This window comes from Pelagimonas sp. (assembly GCF_058892305.1).
This window is the reverse complement of record NZ_JBZXVN010000042.1, coordinates 1-18335: the sequence shown is the minus strand read 5'-3', so window position 1 is coordinate 18335 and position 18335 is coordinate 1. Positions and strand designations below refer to the sequence as shown.

Below are 18335 nucleotides of genomic sequence, written 5' to 3'. Positions count from 1 at the left end.
AAGGGAATACCCCGTCCACCTTATGACCCACCGGTTGCCCGGTGGACGATATGTTACCCAAAGACACGCCCCAATGCTCCGTCGACGGCTGTGATGATTTCGTCGATATCATCCTTAGTCGCGATCAGAGCAGGTGAGAAGCACAAGGTGTTGTTAAAGCCCGGCAAAGAGCGGTTGGTGGCACCGATGATGACCCCTTGGCCCATGCAATCGCCCACCACCGCTTGGACTTTCTTCTCATCCATAGGGGCGCGGGTATCGTGATCGGTGACAAGCTCGGCCCCAAGGAACAGACCCTTGCCGCGCACATCGCCGATAACCTTGTGCTTGTCCTGAAGAACCGAGAGCTGGTCGAGCATGTAGTCGCCCATATCGGTGCAGTTTTGCAGCAGGTTTTCATCTTCGATAATACGCATATTTTCCATTGCTGCCGCTGGACCGGCGGTACAACCGCCAAAGGTCGAGATGTCGCGGAAGTAGTTCAGCGGATCGTCAGAATCATCTTTGAACAGGTCAAAGACCTTTTCCGATGTGGTCAAACAGGCAATCGCCGCATAGCCCGAGGCCACGCCCTTGGCCATTGTCACCATGTCGGGTTCGATGCCGTATTGTTGGTAACCAAACCACTTTCCGGTCCGTCCAACGCCGCAAACCACTTCGTCGATATGCAGTAGGATATCGTATTTCTTGCAGATTTCCTGAACACGCTGCCAGTAGCCTTCGGGCGGAGTGATGACGCCGCCGCCTGCTGTCACTGGCTCAAGGCAAAGCGCGCCAACGGTATCGGGACCTTCGCGAAGAATGACTTCTTCGATCTGATTGGCCGCCCATTCACCGTAGTTGTCGACGGGTGCGCCCTGATCGCCAGCGCGATATTCAAGGCAATGCGGAACGCGGACAAACCCCGGAGTATAAGGGCCATACTGCGCGCCGCGCTCGTCCTGACCACCCGCGCTTAGACACGCAATTGTGGTGCCATGATAGTCACGGTCGCGGTACAGAACCTTGTGCTTTTTGCCGCCATAGCGCTTGTGCGCAATCTGACGTACCATTTTAAAGGCTTTCTCATTCGCCTCGGACCCCGAGTTGCAGTAATAAACGCGGGTCTGACCCGGCATTTTCGAGATCAGCTTTTCGGCATAAAGCGCGCCGGGGATCGACCCGGCCGAGCCTGCAAAATAAGGCAGTTTGATCAGCTGATCGGCAACCGCTTTGACAATGCTTTCGCGGCCGTAGCCAACGTTGACGGTCCAAACGCCGCCCGACACCGCATCAAGATGCTCTTTGCCGTGCTGATTCCAAACCCGCATCCCCTTGCCTTCGACAATGATGTTGGGGTCTTTGGTCTCAAACTGCTTGTGTTGGGTCAGGTGGTGCCAGACGTGGGCCTTATCGGCCTCAACAACATGGCTCAGATCGTTCTGGGAATAGGTACCATCCATTGTAGGGGCCTCCTGCTTTCTGTGAAAATGACGGACTTTGCCGGACTTAGGCACAAGAGCCTGAAAGACGGGCTGCCAATAGGGCCAAAGATTGCCTTGATGTAGGGCCAGTTAGTCTCATTAATGAGCAAAATCGGCAAGACGGTTTTTTGAAATTTGTTATTTTTCAAGGTATTATCAGTTTTGGATGTCGGTTTTTCCGCTTGGCGACGCAACCGGCCCATCGGAAAAAACATTGATCCGATGATCATTTTCCGGTCGGATCATGAGGAGCACCACACAAAGTGGAGCCAAGGTTGCTGAACAAACAGCTCCAAAAAACTGCACCGCAGTCAAAAAAGCCGGTGCCAATAGGGAGAATGCGATATGACATATAAGACATATTTGAAAGGTGCCGCCGCTGGTTTGGCCGTTCTTGCGGGAACACAGGCGGCGATGGCGGATGGTCACGGGCTAACCGTTGGTTACTTCCTCGAATGGCCTATGCCTTTTGAATACGCCAAAGCCACCGGCATGTATGACGAAGCGCTCGGCACCGAAGTGAAATGGGTGAGCTTTGACACCGGGACCGCAATGTCGGCGGCCATGGCGTCGGGCGATGTTCAGATTTCGGTAAGCCAGGGCCTGCCACCTTTCGTGGTAGCCACAAGCGCGGGTCAGGATTTGCAGATTCTCGACGTTGCGGTGAGCTACTCTGACAATGACAACTGTGTTGTCGCAGAAGCCCTTGAAGTTGATAAGGATTCCGCCGGTGAGCTGGCCGGTAAAAAGGTTGCCGTTCCCCTCGGTACCGCGGCGCACTATGGCTTCCTCAAGCAGATGAACCATTTCGGTGTTGATCCTGCGGGCATGGAAATCGTTGACATGGCCCCGGTTGATGGCGCTGCGGCCCTGTCGCAAGGCGCGGTTGACATGGCTTGCGGTTGGGGGGGCGGTCTGCGCCGGATGCTTGACCACGGCAACGTTCTTTTGACCGGTGCCGAGAAGGAAGAGTTGGGCATTCTGGTGTTTGACGTAACTTCGGCCCCGTCCGGTTGGGTTGCTGAGAACTCCGACACGGTTGCGACCTTCTTGGATGTGACTGCCAAAGCCAACGCCATGTGGAATGCCGGCGACAAAACCGCCGAAATGCTGCCGGTGATCGCCAAGGATGCGGGCATGGAAGAGGATGCCGCGATGGCGTCTCTGTCGACCTTCTCTTTTCCATCTCTTGACGACCAGCTGAGCGAAAAATGGCTTGGTGGTGGTGCACAAGAGTTCATGAAGGGTGTGGCGGATGTGTTTGTTCAGGCCGGGGCCATTGATGGCGCGCTGGATAGCTATGCCGACAACGTGAACGCCGGGCCTCTTGGGTCGCTGAAGTAAACGTATCGCTTGTCTCGGGGGGCGCGACCGTGCGTCCCTCGGGTCCAAAAATCGTCAACGATTTTTGCAAAACTCATGCATGAGTTTTGTTCCCGTCCCCTTTTAGCATAAGGCCAGCTTGAATGAGCGGACTATCCATTGAAAATTTGTCCATGCGTTTCGATTTACCCAACGGGTCTTCGGTCCAAGCGCTCAAGGACGTCTCGCTGCAACTCGCCGAAGGTGAGCTTCTCAGCGTGCTGGGCCCCTCGGGTTGCGGCAAAACCACATTATTGAACATCGTCGCAGGGTTTCTTGCGCCAACGGACGGGGCCATTCGGATGAATGGTCACGAGGTCCACGGCCCCGATGCCGAACGCGGTATGGTCTTTCAGCGGGGGGCCTTGTTCGAATGGATGAGCGTGCGTGAAAACGTCAGCTTTGGCCCACGCATGGCCGGGCAGCGCGAATCCCAATACGGCGAAGAGGTCGATCACCTTTTGGAAATCGTCGGTCTGCAAGACTTCAAGGAAAAGGCAATTTACGAATTGTCTGGCGGGATGCAGCAGCGTGTTGCACTGGCCCGTTGTCTTGCCAATCACCCCGATGTCATCTTGATGGACGAACCGCTTGGTGCGCTTGACGCCTTGACGCGCGAGAAAATGCAAAGCCTCGTCCTGAAGCTTTGGAAAGAGACCGGCAAGACCATCATCCTTATCACCCACTCGGTCGAAGAGGCGCTTTTGCTTGGCGAACGCCTGTTGGTTATGGCGCCGCGACCCGGCCGAATACACCGCGAATACCGTCTTCCCTTCGCGGATTTGGGCGTTGGGCAGGACCTTCGCGAGGTCAAAAAACACCCTGAGTTTGCCGAAAAACGCGAAGAGATTCTCAGCATGATCTGGGACATGGAAGAAGAAATTATGGGACGCACGGAGGAATCGGCATGATTGTTTTCCTGATCTATGTTGCGATTTTTGTCGCCTCCTTCTTTGCCGTGAAGTTTGTGGTTCAAAAGGCCTCAAATGATTTCACATCGTTGAAAACAGTGACCTTTGGCGATGAAAGCGCCGTCAAACCCGACCGCATGGCCAGCGTGATTTCGATTGCAACGATCTTCTTGCTCTGGGGGGCCTTTACTGGCTCACATTTGGTGCCAAGCTTCTTGCATGCTCCGGGGCCGTTTATGGGGGACGCGAGCTTTACTTACACCGCCACCGCAGATGGTCAGGAACCAGATGATGCGACTGTGTTCGTTCGGGTTTTTGAGGTCGGCACCGATGTCGAAACTCCCGACGTTGAGCCGGGCGACGGCTGGGCCAAGAATGATGCCGAAACAGTTGGCGCGTGGCGTTCGGGCTTGATCCGGGTCGACAAAAACGATGAGTTCGGTCGCAAAGAAGGCCACACCGTTACGGCTGTGAATGGTCAAGCCATAGCACCGGGTGAGTCGGTTGAAACCGAATATGGCCGCGTCGGCATGAGCCCCAAAGGCACGCTTAATTTCGAACCGGCCAAGGGCTGGCAGATGGAGCCGATTTGGCTGCCGTCACCAGAGGCGGTTGCCGCGCGCTTTGTCGATATTGCCCAAAACGGCTATCGCGGAAGCTCACTCTGGGCGCATCTCGGCATCTCGCTCCAGCGGGTGATCTTGGGCTTCTTCTTTGGCGCTTTGGTTGGCATTCCACTTGGCTATGCCATGGGGCTAAGCGGCTGGTTCCGCGGTTGGTTTGACCCGATTGTCGAATTCATGCGCCCGGTTCCGCCGCTTGCCTTGATCCCGCTGGTGATCATTTGGGCCGGGATCGGTGAAACAGGCAAAGTTATCCTGCTGTTCCTTGCGGCGCTCTGGATTATGGCGATTGCAGCGCGGGCCGGTGTGTCAGGCGTGGCGATTTCCAAGGTTCACGCGGCCTATAGTTTGGGTGCAAGCAAGGCACAGATCATGCGCCATGTCATTGTTCCCAATAGCTTACCGGAAATTTTCACCGGGGCACGGGTTGCGATGGGCGTCTGTTGGGGCACTGTTGTTGCGGCGGAACTTGTCGCGGCGGAACAGGGTGCCGGTATGATGATCATGGTCGCGTCCAAGTTCCAGCTAACCGATATCGTGATCATGGGTATCATCCTGATCGGTATCATCGGCTTTGGGATCGATATCCTGATGCGTCTGGCCGAAAAGGCATTGGTGCCGTGGAAGGGCAAAATCTAACACCTTCTTGGCTGAAAAAGAAAAACGGGCGGGGTGTCATTCCCCGCCCGTTTTTCTGTGTTCGAAAGCCAGTTGCTTACCCCTCCGAATCCGGGGCCCCAGCTTCGGAACTCATTCCGTCAAGCGTGGTGAGCAAATGTGTCACCTGCCCATCGAGCCAACCGCGACCGGCGTCGACCTTGGCGACATAGCCGTCCAGCGCTGGTTGCGCCTGCGGCACGGCTGCGCTGATTTGGGGGGCAAAGACATAGGCCCCAACCGCAATCGCGGCCAAGACTGCGATGGTCAAAAACCCTTTTCCAAATCCGCCCTTTTTCCGGGGGGCTTCCGGGGCAAGCTCTTCTCCCGGCGCGCTGTCAATCACACGGGTTTCGGAACTGGAGCGCAGGGTTTGATTGATCTCTTCGACATCGGGCAACAAATCCCGACGCGATCCCGCCGCCGCAGCGGCGGCAGCCTGAGCCACCGCAAATTCGCGATCTTGGGCGGGTGCGGCTTGTGGCTCTGGATCTTGCGGCGGTGCGGGGGCGACGGCATGATCCTCACCCCGCATTTTAGCCATGCGATCACGGGCCTCACGGGATCTGCGGGCGTGCTCCCCTTCGTTTGGATCGCGAAGCCCCAAATCAGGTTGGCTTTCGAGAGCCTCGGCGGCCCGCTGATTGGCCTCAAATTCACGCTCTTCACGGAACAGATCGGCCATTTCGGGGTCAATCTGACGCGGCTTGGGATCCGGCGAGTTCGATGCCGGACCCGGATGGCCCGGTTGCGACGGCGGTGATTGGGGCGGTGTTTGCGCCTCGACCTCAGGGGCCCATTCCGTATCTGGAACCGGTTGGTTCAATTCTTCTGTTAGTTCCAAATCCTGATCTGGATGGCGCTGAAACCATGTGTGGCCACAGTTGGAACATTGCACGTCGCGCCCGGCATCGGGAACGACATCTGCAGGCACTTCGTATTGTGCCCCGCAATTTGGACAGATCAACCTAATTCTGCTCACCCCATGTCCCCTTACCGTTGCTACCCAAGGCCCTTTTCGCGACAATAGGTTGCATGGATCGGCGGGAAAAGTCCAATTTTACCAACGCGACGTTGCAAGATAGTCCACACTGCGGCAAAACAGGTCCGTTGGAAATGTCACAGGCGGTACGGGCGTGATTGAGCTAGACAATGTTGCCTATAGCTATGGCGGTGATGCTTTGCTGAACGATATCTCGTTTAGCCTTGCTCCGGGGTCGTTTCATTTCCTGACCGGACCATCCGGGTCCGGTAAAACCACCTTTCTAAAATTATGTTATGGGGCCTTGTTACCAACCGAAGGTGACGTGCGCATTTTTGACCATTCCGCCAAAGACATGGGCCGTGACGCGGTGGCCTATGCGCGCCGTCGGATTGGCGTGGTGCATCAGGATTGCAAATTCCTTGATCACCTGCCGCTGAATGAAAACATCGCGCTGCCACTTTCGGTGTCGGGACAGGCAACGCCGGATCAATTTGCCAACCTTCAGGAACTGATGTCTTGGGTTGGGTTGGTTGGCCGGGGTGAGGCGCTTCCACCAGAATTGTCCGGCGGGGAACGGCAACGCGCGGCCTTGGCGCGGGCGTTGATCATGTCACCTGATGTAATTTTGGCGGATGAACCCACGGGGAACGTGGATTGGGAAATGTCGCAACGGCTTTTGCGATTGTTGGTTGAGTTGAATAAAATGGGCAAGACGGTGATGATCGCCACCCATGACATGGCGCTGATCCGCGCCGCCAAGGCGCTTGTCTCGGCTCGTGTTTTGCGGATTTCCAACAATACTCTGCAATCGGCGGGGGTGGACCTGTGAAGCGCATAATTGAGTTCTTGTCGCCGCTGTTGCACGCCGATGCGGGGGCTGACCGGGTTGTTCCACCATCCGGGTTTACGGTGCGCCTGACGGTTTTTACCTCGGCGGCCATGGCGTTTTTGACGGTTTTTGCACTGGCGTTGTCTCTGGCCTCTGGCCGCTTGGGGCAAAGCTGGGGGGATGAGCTGGCACGCTCATCGACCATCCGCATTTCCGCTCCGGCCGGGCAAATGGCGGCGCAGACCGAAGCGGCGCTCAAGGTTTTGACGCAAACACCCGGCGTCGCCTCGGCCCGCGCGCTCAGCGATGAAGAACAGCAAGCGCTTCTTGAGCCTTGGTTTGGTCCCGGCTTACCGATTGATCAATTGCCAGTGCCGCAACTGATTGAGATTTCGGAAACCGCCGAAGGGTTTGATTCAGACGGTTTGCGCTTGCGGCTTCAGGCCGAGGCACCCGGCGCGGTTCTGGATGAACATGCCCGCTGGCGCAAACCGCTTGTTGCGGCGGCGGGGCGTTTGAAATTGCTTGGTTGGGTGTCGATCTTGCTGATCACGGCGACGACGGGCGCGATGGTGACCTTGGCGGCCAATGCCTCGCTTGCGGCGAACGCACAAGTGATCGAAGTCCTGCGCTTGGTTGGTGCGACCGATGGCTATATCGCTTCGGCTTTTGTGCGCCGCTATACGCTGCGGGTTCTGGTTGGGGCGGCGGTTGGAACCGTCGCCGGGTTTGTCGCGATCTTGCTGATGCCCGGTGGCTCGGACGCTGGTGGGTTCTTGACCGGGTTACGTTTTCAAGGCTGGCATTGGCTTTGGCCGGCGGTTGTTCCGCCCTTGGCCGCCATGGTCGCCTTTGCTGCAACACAAGCCGCCGCTCGGCGCGTTTTGGGGGAATTGGCCTGATGCAATGGCTCAAATCACTGATCTTTGTGATCTACATCTACTTGTTTATGGCCGTTTGGGGCATCGTCTGCTTTCCGCTTTTGCTGCACCCCAGAGGCGCGCGCTGGGTCTGTGGCATCTATGCCGGCCATGTGGTTTGGCTGGCGCGGGTGATGCTTGGGATCCGCTCTGAGGTGCGCGGCGATATTCCAACCGGAGAGGTTGTGATCGCCGCCAAACACCAAAGTTTCCTTGATATCATGATCATCTACAACGCCGTGCCAGCGGCAAAGTTCATCATGAAACGCGAGCTATTGTTTACACCGTTCATCGGTCAATACGCGTGGCGTTTGGGCTGTGTTCCGGTCAATCGCGGCAAGCGCGGTCAGGCGATTTCTAAGATGTTGGAAGACGTCAAAAAGGGCTCGGCGCAATCTGGTCAATTGGTGATCTATTCACAAGGCACCCGCGTCGCGCCGGGGGATTACAAACCCTACAAAATCGGCACGGCGGCGATTTACCGTGAAACCGGTTGGCCCTGTGTGCCCGCCGCCACCAATGTTGGCCTGCTTTGGCCGCGCAAGGGGATTTTGCGCAAACCGGGGCTGGCGGTTGTTGAGTTCTTGGACCCAATCCCACCCGGTGTCGACAAGGCGGCGTTCATGGCGCAGTTGGAAACAACGGTCGAAGCCAAATCGAATGAGCTGATGAAGGAGCTTGGATTTGATGCGGAAAGTCACCTCGCTGCAAGAGCTAAGCACTCTGTATGATGCACCAATGGAGTTGGCGTTGCGCAAGGTCGCGCACCGCCTGACGCCGCTTTATCAACGCTGGATCGAAGGGTCGCGCTTTTGCGTTTTGTCTTCCGTTGGTCCAGAGGGGGTGCATGGTTCGCCGCGCGGGGATGACGGCCCGGTGGTGCGCATCGTTGATGACAAAACCATCCATATGCCGGATTGGCGCGGCAACAATCGGCTCGATGTTTTGCGCGATATCGTCAGTGACGGGCGGGTGGCTTTGCTTTTTCTGGTGCCGGGGTCGAACACCACGGTGCGTGTCAACGGGCGCGCCGTTTTGACGGATGATAGGGGCTTGCGCGAAAGCTTTGCTCGCAAATCCATTTTGCCAACAACCGTTATCGTGATCGAGGTTGATGAAGTTTATACCCAATGTGCCAAGGCTTTGATGCGGTCGGGGTTATGGGCGCGGGATGATGCCGCTGGCCTGCCCACCGTTGGCGAGATTTTGCAGGATATGACCGAGGGCGATGTTGCGGCAAAACCCTATGACGACGGCTATGTGGAAAATGCCAAACCGCGCATGTGGTGAGCTGCAAATTCCATGGATGGAATTTGGGTGCCAAGCTTTACCCGACGCGCAAGACCATGCACCTAACGCTTGTGTTAGACGTCTTGCGCGGAGGGAAATCGGATAAACAAAGCACTACCCGCCTGCTCGTCCCAATCAGGGTAGGCAAACAAAAACAGGCCCCAGCGCCCCCGCGTGCCAGTCGGAGCGCTTTCCCAGCCTGAAAAAACGCTGCCCATTTGAGCTTTGGGGTCAAAGCTCAACTCTGGAAAATGCTTGACTTGCAATGCTGTTATCAACCGTTTCAGGTCAACTGCGTCCTGCTCAGATAGGGCATTGGGATGAGCAGTCCGGATTTCGCAGCCACTGTTGGTCAGGCTAAGAAAGCTACGCGATTTCAAGTCTAGCCAAGAGCTTTCCGGCCATTTGATCTTGTAAAGGCCGAAAGCCATGGGATCGGTGGGGATACCCTTGGCCCGCGTGACGCATATGTCTTCAAAAAGTGTTGCAATGCGATCAGCGCGCTTGGGCTCCGGCCAAAGCATCCCAGCACCGGCAAACCCGACAACAAGCCCAATCATCACCACGAGGCCCAAGCGGCCCGGCGTCACAACACATTTCATTTCTAAAAACGACCGATCATCAATGTGACCAACCGATAGCAAAAGACGTTAAGGGATGAAACACTCAACGAACAAAGAGGCGCGATCTGGCAGCGGGCCACCAGATCGCGGTTTTTGGGAGTTCTCGAGATCACCCCGAAACCACCCCGTGATTGGCCCATGATTACCTTGTGGTTACCCCGGCATTTTCTCGACGTCGGCAAGCATGTCGCGCGCGTTCGAAACAGCCTGCTGAGCGGTTTTCATGATCGCTTCGCCGGCGTCCAAATCCCCCTTAGCTTGCGCCGCAACCGCCGCAGAGAGCGCGGCTTCGGACAAGATTTGTGTCCGCCGCAGATGCGCCACGGCGTCTTGTCGGGCCAGATTGCGGGCCAGCGCACGCGCCTTGGCATCGGCCTCGGCCACCAAGGCAGCAGAGTCATCTGAGACACTATCATTCAGCGCTCTCAACGTGGCTGCTATTTGGCTGTTGACTGATGTCAATGGGATCCCATTGGCATCCAAAACGGGCGTCTCGTCAGAAGAATCTTTGGTCATATCACGCCCCTTTCCCCATTCGTTTGATCGCAAACGCAAGGGCGGCGTCGGCCAAAACTTGCGACGCCTCTTGCTGTGCGGTTGCGTTTTGATCCGCGGCGGCCATGGCGGCGGCGAAGGATTGATTGACCACACCGCGTGCAACGGACCCGGCGGTTCCGACTGTCAAAACAGTCGTTTGGCTGACCGTATCGGTGGTTTGGCTGTTGCTGGCTGTTGGAAACATGTCCTGCTCCTATGTCTTGTTTAACAAGGTGGCCGCGCGCGTCGTTGTGGCATCTCGCAGGACAGACATGCGGGCAGAGCCTGCTTGCTGTGCCAGGAGTTGCATCGCAAAGGCATGCGCCAGTGATTGGCTTGTTGCGCCGATTGCCGTGGCGCTGGCTTGGCCCAGTACGGACAAGCTTGATTGAGAAACCGCATCGGTGATTTGACTATTAATCGCTGTCGGCCATGTCATTTTGACGTTCCCTTTGCAGGATCGGTTGGCTCTTGGTCCTTCGATCCATAGAGCGTGGCAACACCGACGGTTGTTGCGGCCTGCGCGGTGACATTGGTTTGTTGTGACGCATTCACGGCGTTTTCAAATGCTATGCCGGTGCTATGCGCCATGGTTTGAAACAACGATCCCATCGCCATCGCGGGGGTTTCGCCCACAACTTTGACATTGTTCTGGGTGACGGCGTCGGTGATTTCGGAATTTACAGCTGTTGGAAAGGCCATTATTTCTTCGCCTTTTCTGTCATCTCTTCGGTAGAGAACTCAGAGCTATAGAGCAGAGAAACGCCCATTGTTGTTGCGGCTTGGGCGGTCACATTGAGGTTTTGTGATGCGTTGACGGCGTTTTCAAACAAGAGGCCGGTGCTATGGGCCATGGTTTGAAACAGAGTTCCCATCGCCATGGCTGGGGCTTCGCCTAGAACTTTAACATTAGTTTGGGTGACGGCATCGGTGATTTGTGAATTGACGGCTGTTGGTTCTGCCATGAGGTGTTCCCTTTAATTCTGCTTCTGGGTCAATAGGTTTGCGATCAACTCGACGGTCTCGCGCATATGCGCTTGCTGTTGGGTCTGCTGATCGGCAACTGCGTCTAGCATCATGCGCGACACGGTTTCGGCGGTCTGCAAAGAGGCTAACGCCACCTTTTCAGCGGATTTTAGATCAATGTCGGACATAGGCCCTCCTGTTCGCCGGTACAGCCTATGGATGAAGGTGACCCAAGGGAAGACATATTTATGGATGTGCAGATGGGACACAAAAAAGCCCCCGCACAGGGCAGGGGCTTTCGATTTTCTTAAATGCTAAACGGGTGTTTAGCTGTGGATGGCACCGTGGCCACAGGCCATTGCCGCCTCGCGGACCGCTTCGGAGAAGGTTGGGTGCGCGTGGCAGGTCAAGGCAACATCCTCGGCTGAGGCACCAAATTCCATCGCGACACAGATCTCGTGAATGAGATCACCAGCGCCGGGGCCAATGATGTGGCAGCCCAGAACGCGGTCGGTTTCTTTGTCCGCAAGCAATTTGACGAAACCGTCGCCTTGGAACACGGCCTTGGCGCGGGCGTTGGCCATAAAGGAGAATTTGCCGACCTTATAGGCGCGACCTTCTTCTTTAAGCTGGTCTTCGGTCTTGCCAACCGAGGCGACTTCGGGCGCGGTATAGATCACGCCGGGGATCACGTCATAGTTCACATGACCATGTTTGCCTGCGATGACTTCTGCGGCTGCAACGCCTTCGTCTTCGGCTTTGTGGGCCAACATTGGGCCGTCAATCGTATCGCCAATGGCATAGATGCCGGGCACGGTGGTGCGCCACTGATTGTCGGTTTTGATCTGACCGCGTGGGCTGATCTCAACACCCAGCGCCTCAAGACCCAAGCCATCGGTGAACGGCTTGCGGCCGGTTGCGACCAATACGGTGTCGGCGTCAATAGTGTGCTCGCTGTCATCTTTGCGCAGCTTATAGGTTAGCTTGGCCTTGGTTTTGGTGGTCTCAACCTTCTGAACCGCAGCGCCCATGGTGAACTTGATGCCCTGCTTTTTTAGCAGTTTTTGGAAGTTGCGCTGCACCTCGGCATCCATGCCGGGGGTCACAACATCAAGGAATTCAATGACCTGCACCTCAGAGCCCAGACGCGCATAGACCGACCCCAGCTCAAGCCCAATGACGCCCGCGCCAATAACGGCTAGCTTCTTGGGGATCTTTTTCAGATCAAGCGCTCCGGTCGAGCTTACAACGATGTTCTCGTCGATCTCAACGCCGGGGATGGAGGACGGTTCAGAGCCAGACGCGATGATGATGTTCTTGGCTTCATGGACCTCATCACCGACCTGAACCTTGCCCGCCGCAGGGATCGAACCCCAGCCTTTGAGCCAGTCGATTTTGTTCTTTTTGAACAGGAATTCGATGCCCTTGGTGTTCTGGCCAACAACGTCGGATTTATAGGTCTTCATCTGATCCCAATCGACCGATGGCGACTTGCCCTTGAGGCCCATGGTGGCAAAGTTATGCTCGGCCTCATGAAGCTGATGCGTGGCATGCAGCAACGCCTTGGACGGGATACACCCGACGTTCAAGCAAGTACCGCCAAGGGTTTCGCGCCCCTCGACACAGGCGGTTTTCAGACCCAGCTGCGCACAGCGAATAGCGGCGACATAGCCGCCCGGGCCTGCGCCGATTACGATGACGTCATATTGTGCCATTGGTGATGTCCTTTTGTTTGGGGCGGGGAGGGGGCCAGCCCCCGTCGCCAAGGCGACTCCCCCGGAGTTTTCAGGCAAGATGGAAGATCAGAAGAGGGCCAGTGTCAGCATGGCCATAGTTGCAAGGAATCCCAGCATCCAGATCACCGTGCGCCAGGGGGTTAAGCCCCAATAATAGGCAGGCAGATAGAGGATGCGGGCTATGAGAAAGAGCAGAGCAAGCGCGCCGGTCAGGGACGTCGCCTTGTCAGAATAGGTAATCACCATCACGCCAATCGCAAAGAGGACAAGTGCCTCAAAATGGTTATTCAGCGCGCGTTGCAGTCGGGCAGGTTTGCCAGACAATTGACGGCCCTCGTCACGCGGACCCATGGTGTAGTCGAACCCGACCTGACGGCCAGCAGACCAAGCATAGGCGCAGAAATGCACGGCAAGCCAGAGAGTGGCGAGGGTGAGATATGTGAGTTCGGCGGTCACTACATTACCCGTTTTATAGCGGCTGCGATTTCTTGAGCACGACGCTCACCTCCTTGATAAGATGGGTGATAGGTGCCAATAAAATTGATGTTGTTGTTGCTACACGCGCGCTGAGCAGGTGTTCCAAGCGCGATAGGTGTCCGGCCTGCCAGTTCTATTTTAAGAACGCGATTAATGCTTTCTTTATACACGGGTGCCGGAATAACCGAACCAGTATGTTCTTGCGGAAGTAATACGCAGGCTTGAGTGATGTAGATGTCCTGTCGCGTCAGCCCGACAATTTGAAGAGCACGATTGATCCAACGATTTGTTGGAGCTTCAGGGGTATAACCCAGTCGTCTAAGCTCCGTTTCCTCAGTTGGTTCCAAGCCTTCAAATCCAAGCCAACCGCTCCAATTGTTAAGAACAAGTACAGGACCACCGAAGCTCGATGAGGATAGCTGGTTTGGGACAACATATTCGCCATCCCATCCAATATCAGAAAGCGATTTCATGTTGTTGGCCATAGCCGCCGGACAATCCGAGACCCGCAATTCTTTGCGGGCCTCAATTGCCAATTGGTAGCTTTCGGCAGTCAACATTTACAGATCCATCAAAAGACGACGGGGATCTTCAAGCGCTTCTTTGACGCGAACAAGGAAGGTCACAGCGCCTTTGCCGTCAACGATACGGTGGTCGTAGGACAGCGCCAGATACATCATCGGACGGATGACGATTTCGCCGTTAACCACCATGGGGCGGTCCTGGATTTTGTGCATGCCAAGGATGCCGGACTGTGGTGGGTTCAGGATCGGCGAGGACATCAGCGAGCCGTAAACACCGCCGTTGGACAGGGTAAAGGTGCCGCCCTGCATTTCGGCCATCGACAATTTGCCATCACGGGCGCGTTTGCCTTTTTCAGAGATCGCTTTTTCGATCTCGGCAAAGCTCATGCTATCGGCGTCGCGGATGACCGGAACAACCAGACCGGTTGGCGTACCAGCGGCCACACCCATGTGCACAAAATTCTTGTACACGATGTCGGTGCCGTCAATTTCGGCGTTCACTTCGGGCACTTCTTTGAGCGCGTGGCAGCAGGCCTTGGTGAAGAAGGACATGAAGCCCAAACGCACGCCGTGCTTTTTCTCGAACTGGTCTTTGTACTGGCTGCGCAGCGCCATCACTTCACCCATGTCCACCTCGTTATAGGTGGTGAGCATGGCGGCGGTGTTCTGGCTGTCCTTCAGACGGCGGGCGATGGTTTGACGCAGACGGGTCATTTTCACCCGCTCTTCACGCGCCGCATCGTCGGCAGGAACCGGAGCACGCGGTGCAGCAGCAGCAGCAGGGGCCGGAGCGGCAGACGCGGCGGCAACGGCGGCGGCGACATCGGCCTTGGTGGCCCGACCATCACGGCCTGTGCCGGTGACGGCGTCACGCGAAATACCGGCTTCGGCCATGGCTTTCTCGGCGGCGGGGCCGTCCTTGATGTCCTGACCACCCGCTGGGGCTGCGGCCGGGGCGGCGGCGGCTGGCGCAGCTGCGGCGGCACCCGCACCGGCAGAAATCACCGCCAGTTTAGCAGTTGCATCAACGGTTGCCCCTTCGGCAGCGGTAATTTCAGCCAAAACACCAGCGGCAGGCGCTGGCACTTCGACGGAGACCTTATCGGTTTCCAGCTCGCAGAGCATTTCGTCTTGGCCAACGGTGTCGCCAACTTTTTTGAACCAGGTCGAAACGGTTGCTTCGGTGACGGATTCGCCAAGTGTTGGCACCATCACGTCAACATTGGCCGCAGCAGCAGGGGCCGCCGCAGCAGCCGGAGCCGCCGCCGGGGCAGGGGCCGCAGCGCCCGCACCTTCGGAAATGTTGGCCAGCAGGGCATCAACCCCAACGGTTTCACCTTCGGCGGCAACGATATCGGCCAGGGTGCCAGCAACGGGCGAGGGAACCTCAACCGTGACTTTGTCGGTTTCCAGCTCGCAGAGCATTTCGTCGACAGCAACGGCATCGCCGGGTTTCTTGAACCAGGTCGCCACAGTGGCTTCGGTAACGGATTCACCCAATGTGGGAACGCGCACTTCGGTCATGTCTTAGTTTCCTTCGATGGTCAGCGCTTCGTTTACGAGCGCGGCTTGCTGTGCTTTGTGGATAGATGCCAGACCAGTGGCCGGCGATGCAGATGTGGCGCGGCCTACGTAGCGAGGGCGCAGAGAAGAGGCTTTGATCCGGCCCAGAACCCATTCGATATTGGGTTCAATGAACGACCAAGCGCCTTGGTTTTTGGGCTCTTCCTGACACCAGATCATCTCCGCTTGTGGGAAGCGTTCCAGCTCTTTTACCAGCGCAAGGGCCGGGAATGGATAGAACTGTTCGATCCGCAGCAGGTAGATGTCGTCGATCCCACGGGCGTCACGTTCTTCGAGCAGGTCATAGTAAACCTTGCCCGAGCACATAACGACGCGCTTGATCTTGTCATCCTTGACCAACTTGGTGTCGGACTGACCCTTTTCGGCATCGTCCCAAAGGACGCGGTGGAAGGACGACCCTTCGGTGAAATCTTCGATCGCCGAGGTGCACAATTTGTGACGCAGGAGCGATTTTGGGGTCACCATGATGAGCGGCTTGCGGAACGAGCGGTGCAGCTGGCGACGCAGAATGTGGAAGTAGTTCGCAGGTGTCGAACAATTCGCCACGATCCAGTTGTCCTGACCACACATCTGCAAGAAGCGTTCAAGGCGGGCCGAGCTGTGCTCAGGGCCTTGGCCTTCAAAGCCATGTGGCAGCAGGCAAACAAGCCCGGACATCCGCAACCATTTGCTTTCACCAGAGCTGATGAACTGGTCAAACATGATCTGCGCACCGTTGGCAAAGTCACCAAACTGGGCTTCCCAAAGGGTCAGCGCATTTGGTTCCGCCAAGGAATAGCCGTACTCAAAACCAAGAACCGCATATTCGGACAGAGCCGAGTCGATGACCTCATACCGGGCCTGACCTTCGCGGATGTTGTTGAGCGGATAGTAACGCTCTTCGGTTTCTTGGTTCACAAGGCCCGAATGACGTTGGCTAAACGTGCCGCGGGTCGAATCCTGACCGGCAAGGCGGATTGGATACCCTTCGAGTTGCAACGAGCCAAAGGCCATCGCTTCGCCAGTTGCCCAGTCAAACCCCTTGCCGCTCTCAAACATTTTGGCACGGGTGTCCAAAAGGCGACCAACGGTTTTGTGCAAGGGGAACCCATCCGGCGCGCGGGTCAGCGCGGTGCCGATGTCTTTGGCAGCCTCAGAGGAGATCGCGGTTTTGCCGCGCTGATAATCACCCTCTTTGATCTTATCCAAATGGCTCCAACGGCCGTCAAGCCAATCGGCTTTGTTGGGCTTAAAGACTTTGCCGGCCTCGAACTCTTCGTTCAGACGCGCCTGGAAGGCGGCCTTCATGTCTTCGATCTCACCCTCTGGGATTAGGCCATCTTTGACCAGACGTTCCGTATAGAGCGACAGGGTGGTTTTGTGGCTCTTGATCTGCTTGTACATGATCGGGTTGGTGAACATGGGCTCATCGCCCTCGTTGTGACCAAATCGACGGTAGCAGAAGATGTCGATGACAACGTCTTTGTGGAACTTCTGACGGAACTCGGTTGCCACCTTGGCGGCATGAACAACCGCCTCTGGGTCATCACCGTTTACGTGGAAAATCGGCGCTTCAACCACCAGTGCGTTATCGGTTGGATAGGGACTAGAGCGGCTAAAGTGTGGCGCTGTGGTGAACCCGATTTGGTTGTTCACAACGATATGCATGGTGCCGCCGGTCTTGTGACCGCGTAGACCCGACAGGGCAAAACATTCCGCCACAACACCCTGACCGGCAAAGGCCGCGTCGCCGTGCAACAGGATCGGCATCACGCTGGTGCGTTCCGCATCGCCTAGCTGGTCTTGTTTGGCACGTACTTTGCCAAGCACAACCGGGTTCACCGCCTCAAGGTGGGAGGGGTTCGCGGTTAGCGACAGGTGCACATTGTTGCCGTCAAATTCACGGTCGCTTGACGCGCCGAGGTGGTATTTCACATCGCCCGAACCATCAACATCATCGGGCTTAAAGCTGCCACCTTGGAATTCGTTGAAAATCGCCTTGTAGGGTTTCGCCATCACATTGGCGAGAACCGACAAACGACCGCGGTGGGGCATGCCGATCACGATGTCTTTGACGCCAAGGTTGCCGCCGCGCTTGATGATTTGCTCCATCGCCGGGATGAGGCTTTCGCCGCCATCAAGACCAAAGCGTTTGGTGCCCATGTATTTGACGTGCAGGAATTTTTCGAAACCTTCGGCTTCGACCATCTTGTTCAGAATGGCCTTGCGCCCTTCGCGGGTGAACTGGATTTCCTTGCCAAACCCTTCGATCCGCTCTTTCAACCAAGCGGCCTGTTCGGGATCAGAGATGTGCATGTATTGAAGCGCGAAGGTGCCGCAATAGGTGCGTTTCACAATCTCAACAATTTGGCGCATCGAGGCGATCTGAAGGCCCAAAACGTTGTCGATAAAGATCGGGCGATCCATGTCGGCATCGGTGAAACCGTAGCTTTTCGGATCAAGCTCAGGATGCGGGTCACGCCCATGCAGGCCCAGCGGATCAAGATCAGCGGCAAGGTGGCCCCGGATACGATAGGCGCGGATGATCATCAACGCGCGGATACTGTCCAACACGGCGCGCTGGATCTGATCGTCGGTTAGCGCGACGCCCTTTTCCTCAGCCTTGGCAGCAATCTTTTTGCCAGCACCTTTGACCTCAGGGGCCGGTGCCCATTCGCCGGTTAGCGCGGCGGTCAGATCATCATTGGGCTGTTGGGGCCAGTCATTGCGCGCCCAGCTCGGGCCTTGAGCCTCGGCTTGGACGTCAAACGCGGCATCGCCAGGCTGGCGGATAAACTCCTGCCATGCCTGATCGACCGCATTGGGGGCATTGGCATAGCGGGCATACATCTGCTCCAGATAGTCCGCA

General features: G+C 56.6%; 21 protein-coding genes. 7 read left to right on the top strand and 14 right to left on the bottom strand.

What is annotated here, in order from left to right; genetic code table 11:
- Positions 1–53: 53 nt before the first annotated feature.
- On the bottom strand, positions 54–1442 hold the full coding sequence (locus AC5EFR_RS16705; protein WP_493576906.1) for an aminotransferase family protein: 1389 nt from the start codon (positions 1440–1442) through the stop codon (positions 54–56).
- 366 nt (positions 1443–1808) lie between these two features.
- Here AC5EFR_RS16705 and AC5EFR_RS16700 point away from each other — a divergent pair, with 366 nt between their 5' ends.
- The 3 genes from AC5EFR_RS16700 (at position 1809) to AC5EFR_RS16690 (ending at position 4998) form a co-directional block, all read left to right on the top strand.
- Complete coding sequence (locus AC5EFR_RS16700) at positions 1809–2807, top strand: taurine ABC transporter substrate-binding protein (protein ID WP_493576905.1); 999 nt, start codon at positions 1809–1811, stop codon at positions 2805–2807.
- 122 nt (positions 2808–2929) lie between these two features.
- Entirely contained in the window at positions 2930–3736 is an 807-nt protein-coding gene (locus AC5EFR_RS16695) for a taurine ABC transporter ATP-binding protein (RefSeq protein ID WP_493576904.1), read from the top strand.
- A complete protein-coding gene (locus AC5EFR_RS16690) occupies positions 3733–4998 on the top strand; it encodes an ABC transporter permease (RefSeq protein ID WP_493576903.1) in 1266 nt (421 codons plus the stop codon). Before AC5EFR_RS16695 ends, AC5EFR_RS16690 begins: the two co-directional genes overlap by 4 nt.
- 76 nt (positions 4999–5074) lie before the next feature.
- Here the strand turns inward: AC5EFR_RS16690 and AC5EFR_RS16685 are convergent, their stop codons facing one another.
- Entirely contained in the window at positions 5075–5998 is a 924-nt protein-coding gene (locus AC5EFR_RS16685; protein WP_493576902.1) for a zinc-ribbon domain-containing protein, read from the bottom strand.
- A gap of 154 nt (positions 5999–6152) precedes the next feature.
- Between AC5EFR_RS16685 and AC5EFR_RS16680 the strand changes: the two genes are divergently transcribed.
- The 4 genes from AC5EFR_RS16680 to AC5EFR_RS16665 are packed head-to-tail and all read left to right on the top strand — an operon-like array spanning position 6153 to position 9040.
- Entirely contained in the window at positions 6153–6830 is a 678-nt protein-coding gene (locus tag AC5EFR_RS16680) for a cell division ATP-binding protein FtsE (protein WP_299921123.1), read from the top strand.
- Positions 6827–7732 carry a cell division protein FtsX gene (locus AC5EFR_RS16675; RefSeq protein ID WP_493576901.1) on the top strand — a complete coding sequence of 302 codons (906 nt, stop codon included), beginning with the start codon at positions 6827–6829 and terminating at the stop codon, positions 7730–7732. The genes AC5EFR_RS16680 and AC5EFR_RS16675 overlap by 4 nt, the downstream gene beginning before the upstream one ends.
- Complete coding sequence (locus tag AC5EFR_RS16670) at positions 7732–8481, top strand: lysophospholipid acyltransferase family protein (protein ID WP_493576900.1); 750 nt, start codon at positions 7732–7734, stop codon at positions 8479–8481. Before AC5EFR_RS16675 ends, AC5EFR_RS16670 begins: the two co-directional genes overlap by 1 nt.
- Positions 8438–9040, top strand: coding sequence for a pyridoxamine 5'-phosphate oxidase family protein (locus AC5EFR_RS16665; protein WP_493576899.1), 603 nt, complete (start codon positions 8438–8440; stop codon positions 9038–9040). Before AC5EFR_RS16670 ends, AC5EFR_RS16665 begins: the two co-directional genes overlap by 44 nt.
- Before the next feature lie 74 nt (positions 9041–9114).
- On the opposite strand, the gene AC5EFR_RS16660 is transcribed toward AC5EFR_RS16665, so the two are convergent.
- From AC5EFR_RS16660 to AC5EFR_RS16605, 12 genes are all read right to left on the bottom strand, one after another.
- Positions 9115–9642 carry a hypothetical protein gene (locus AC5EFR_RS16660; protein WP_493576898.1) on the bottom strand — a complete coding sequence of 176 codons (528 nt, stop codon included), beginning with the start codon at positions 9640–9642 and terminating at the stop codon, positions 9115–9117.
- Between the two features lie 174 nt (positions 9643–9816).
- On the bottom strand, positions 9817–10179 hold the full coding sequence (locus AC5EFR_RS16655) for a hypothetical protein (protein WP_493576897.1): 363 nt from the start codon (positions 10177–10179) through the stop codon (positions 9817–9819).
- Position 10180: 1 nt separating this feature from the next.
- Positions 10181–10405 (bottom strand): RebB family R body protein, encoded by a 225-nt coding sequence (locus AC5EFR_RS16650; RefSeq protein ID WP_493576896.1) that lies wholly within the window; start codon positions 10403–10405, stop codon positions 10181–10183.
- A gap of 9 nt (positions 10406–10414) precedes the next feature.
- Positions 10415–10639, bottom strand: a complete 225-nt coding sequence (locus tag AC5EFR_RS16645; RefSeq protein ID WP_493576895.1) for a RebB family R body protein — start codon at positions 10637–10639, stop codon at positions 10415–10417.
- Positions 10636–10902 carry a RebB family R body protein gene (locus tag AC5EFR_RS16640; RefSeq protein ID WP_493576894.1) on the bottom strand — a complete coding sequence of 89 codons (267 nt, stop codon included), beginning with the start codon at positions 10900–10902 and terminating at the stop codon, positions 10636–10638. Before AC5EFR_RS16640 ends, AC5EFR_RS16645 begins: the two co-directional genes overlap by 4 nt.
- Positions 10902–11165: a RebB family R body protein gene (locus AC5EFR_RS16635; RefSeq protein ID WP_493576893.1), complete on the bottom strand. Its 264-nt coding sequence runs from the start codon at positions 11163–11165 to the stop codon at positions 10902–10904. The genes AC5EFR_RS16640 and AC5EFR_RS16635 overlap by 1 nt, the downstream gene beginning before the upstream one ends.
- Positions 11166–11177: 12 nt before the next feature.
- A complete protein-coding gene (locus tag AC5EFR_RS16630; RefSeq protein WP_493576892.1) occupies positions 11178–11354 on the bottom strand; it encodes a hypothetical protein in 177 nt (58 codons plus the stop codon).
- Between the two features lie 138 nt (positions 11355–11492).
- A complete protein-coding gene (gene lpdA, locus AC5EFR_RS16625) occupies positions 11493–12881 on the bottom strand; it encodes a dihydrolipoyl dehydrogenase (protein WP_493576891.1) in 1389 nt (462 codons plus the stop codon).
- 87 nt (positions 12882–12968) lie between these two features.
- On the bottom strand, positions 12969–13358 hold the full coding sequence (locus AC5EFR_RS16620; RefSeq protein WP_493576890.1) for an MAPEG family protein: 390 nt from the start codon (positions 13356–13358) through the stop codon (positions 12969–12971).
- Positions 13358–13939, bottom strand: coding sequence for a hypothetical protein (locus AC5EFR_RS16615; RefSeq protein WP_493576889.1), 582 nt, complete (start codon positions 13937–13939; stop codon positions 13358–13360). The genes AC5EFR_RS16620 and AC5EFR_RS16615 overlap by 1 nt, the downstream gene beginning before the upstream one ends.
- The gene (gene odhB, locus AC5EFR_RS16610; protein WP_493576888.1) at positions 13940–15427 is read right to left on the bottom strand and encodes a 2-oxoglutarate dehydrogenase complex dihydrolipoyllysine-residue succinyltransferase; all 1488 of its coding nucleotides are present in this window, start codon (positions 15425–15427) and stop codon (positions 13940–13942) included.
- 3 nt (positions 15428–15430) lie between these two features.
- Positions 15431–18335: 2-oxoglutarate dehydrogenase E1 component (locus AC5EFR_RS16605; protein WP_493576887.1), on the bottom strand; the 2905-nt coding region annotated here is incomplete at its 5' end.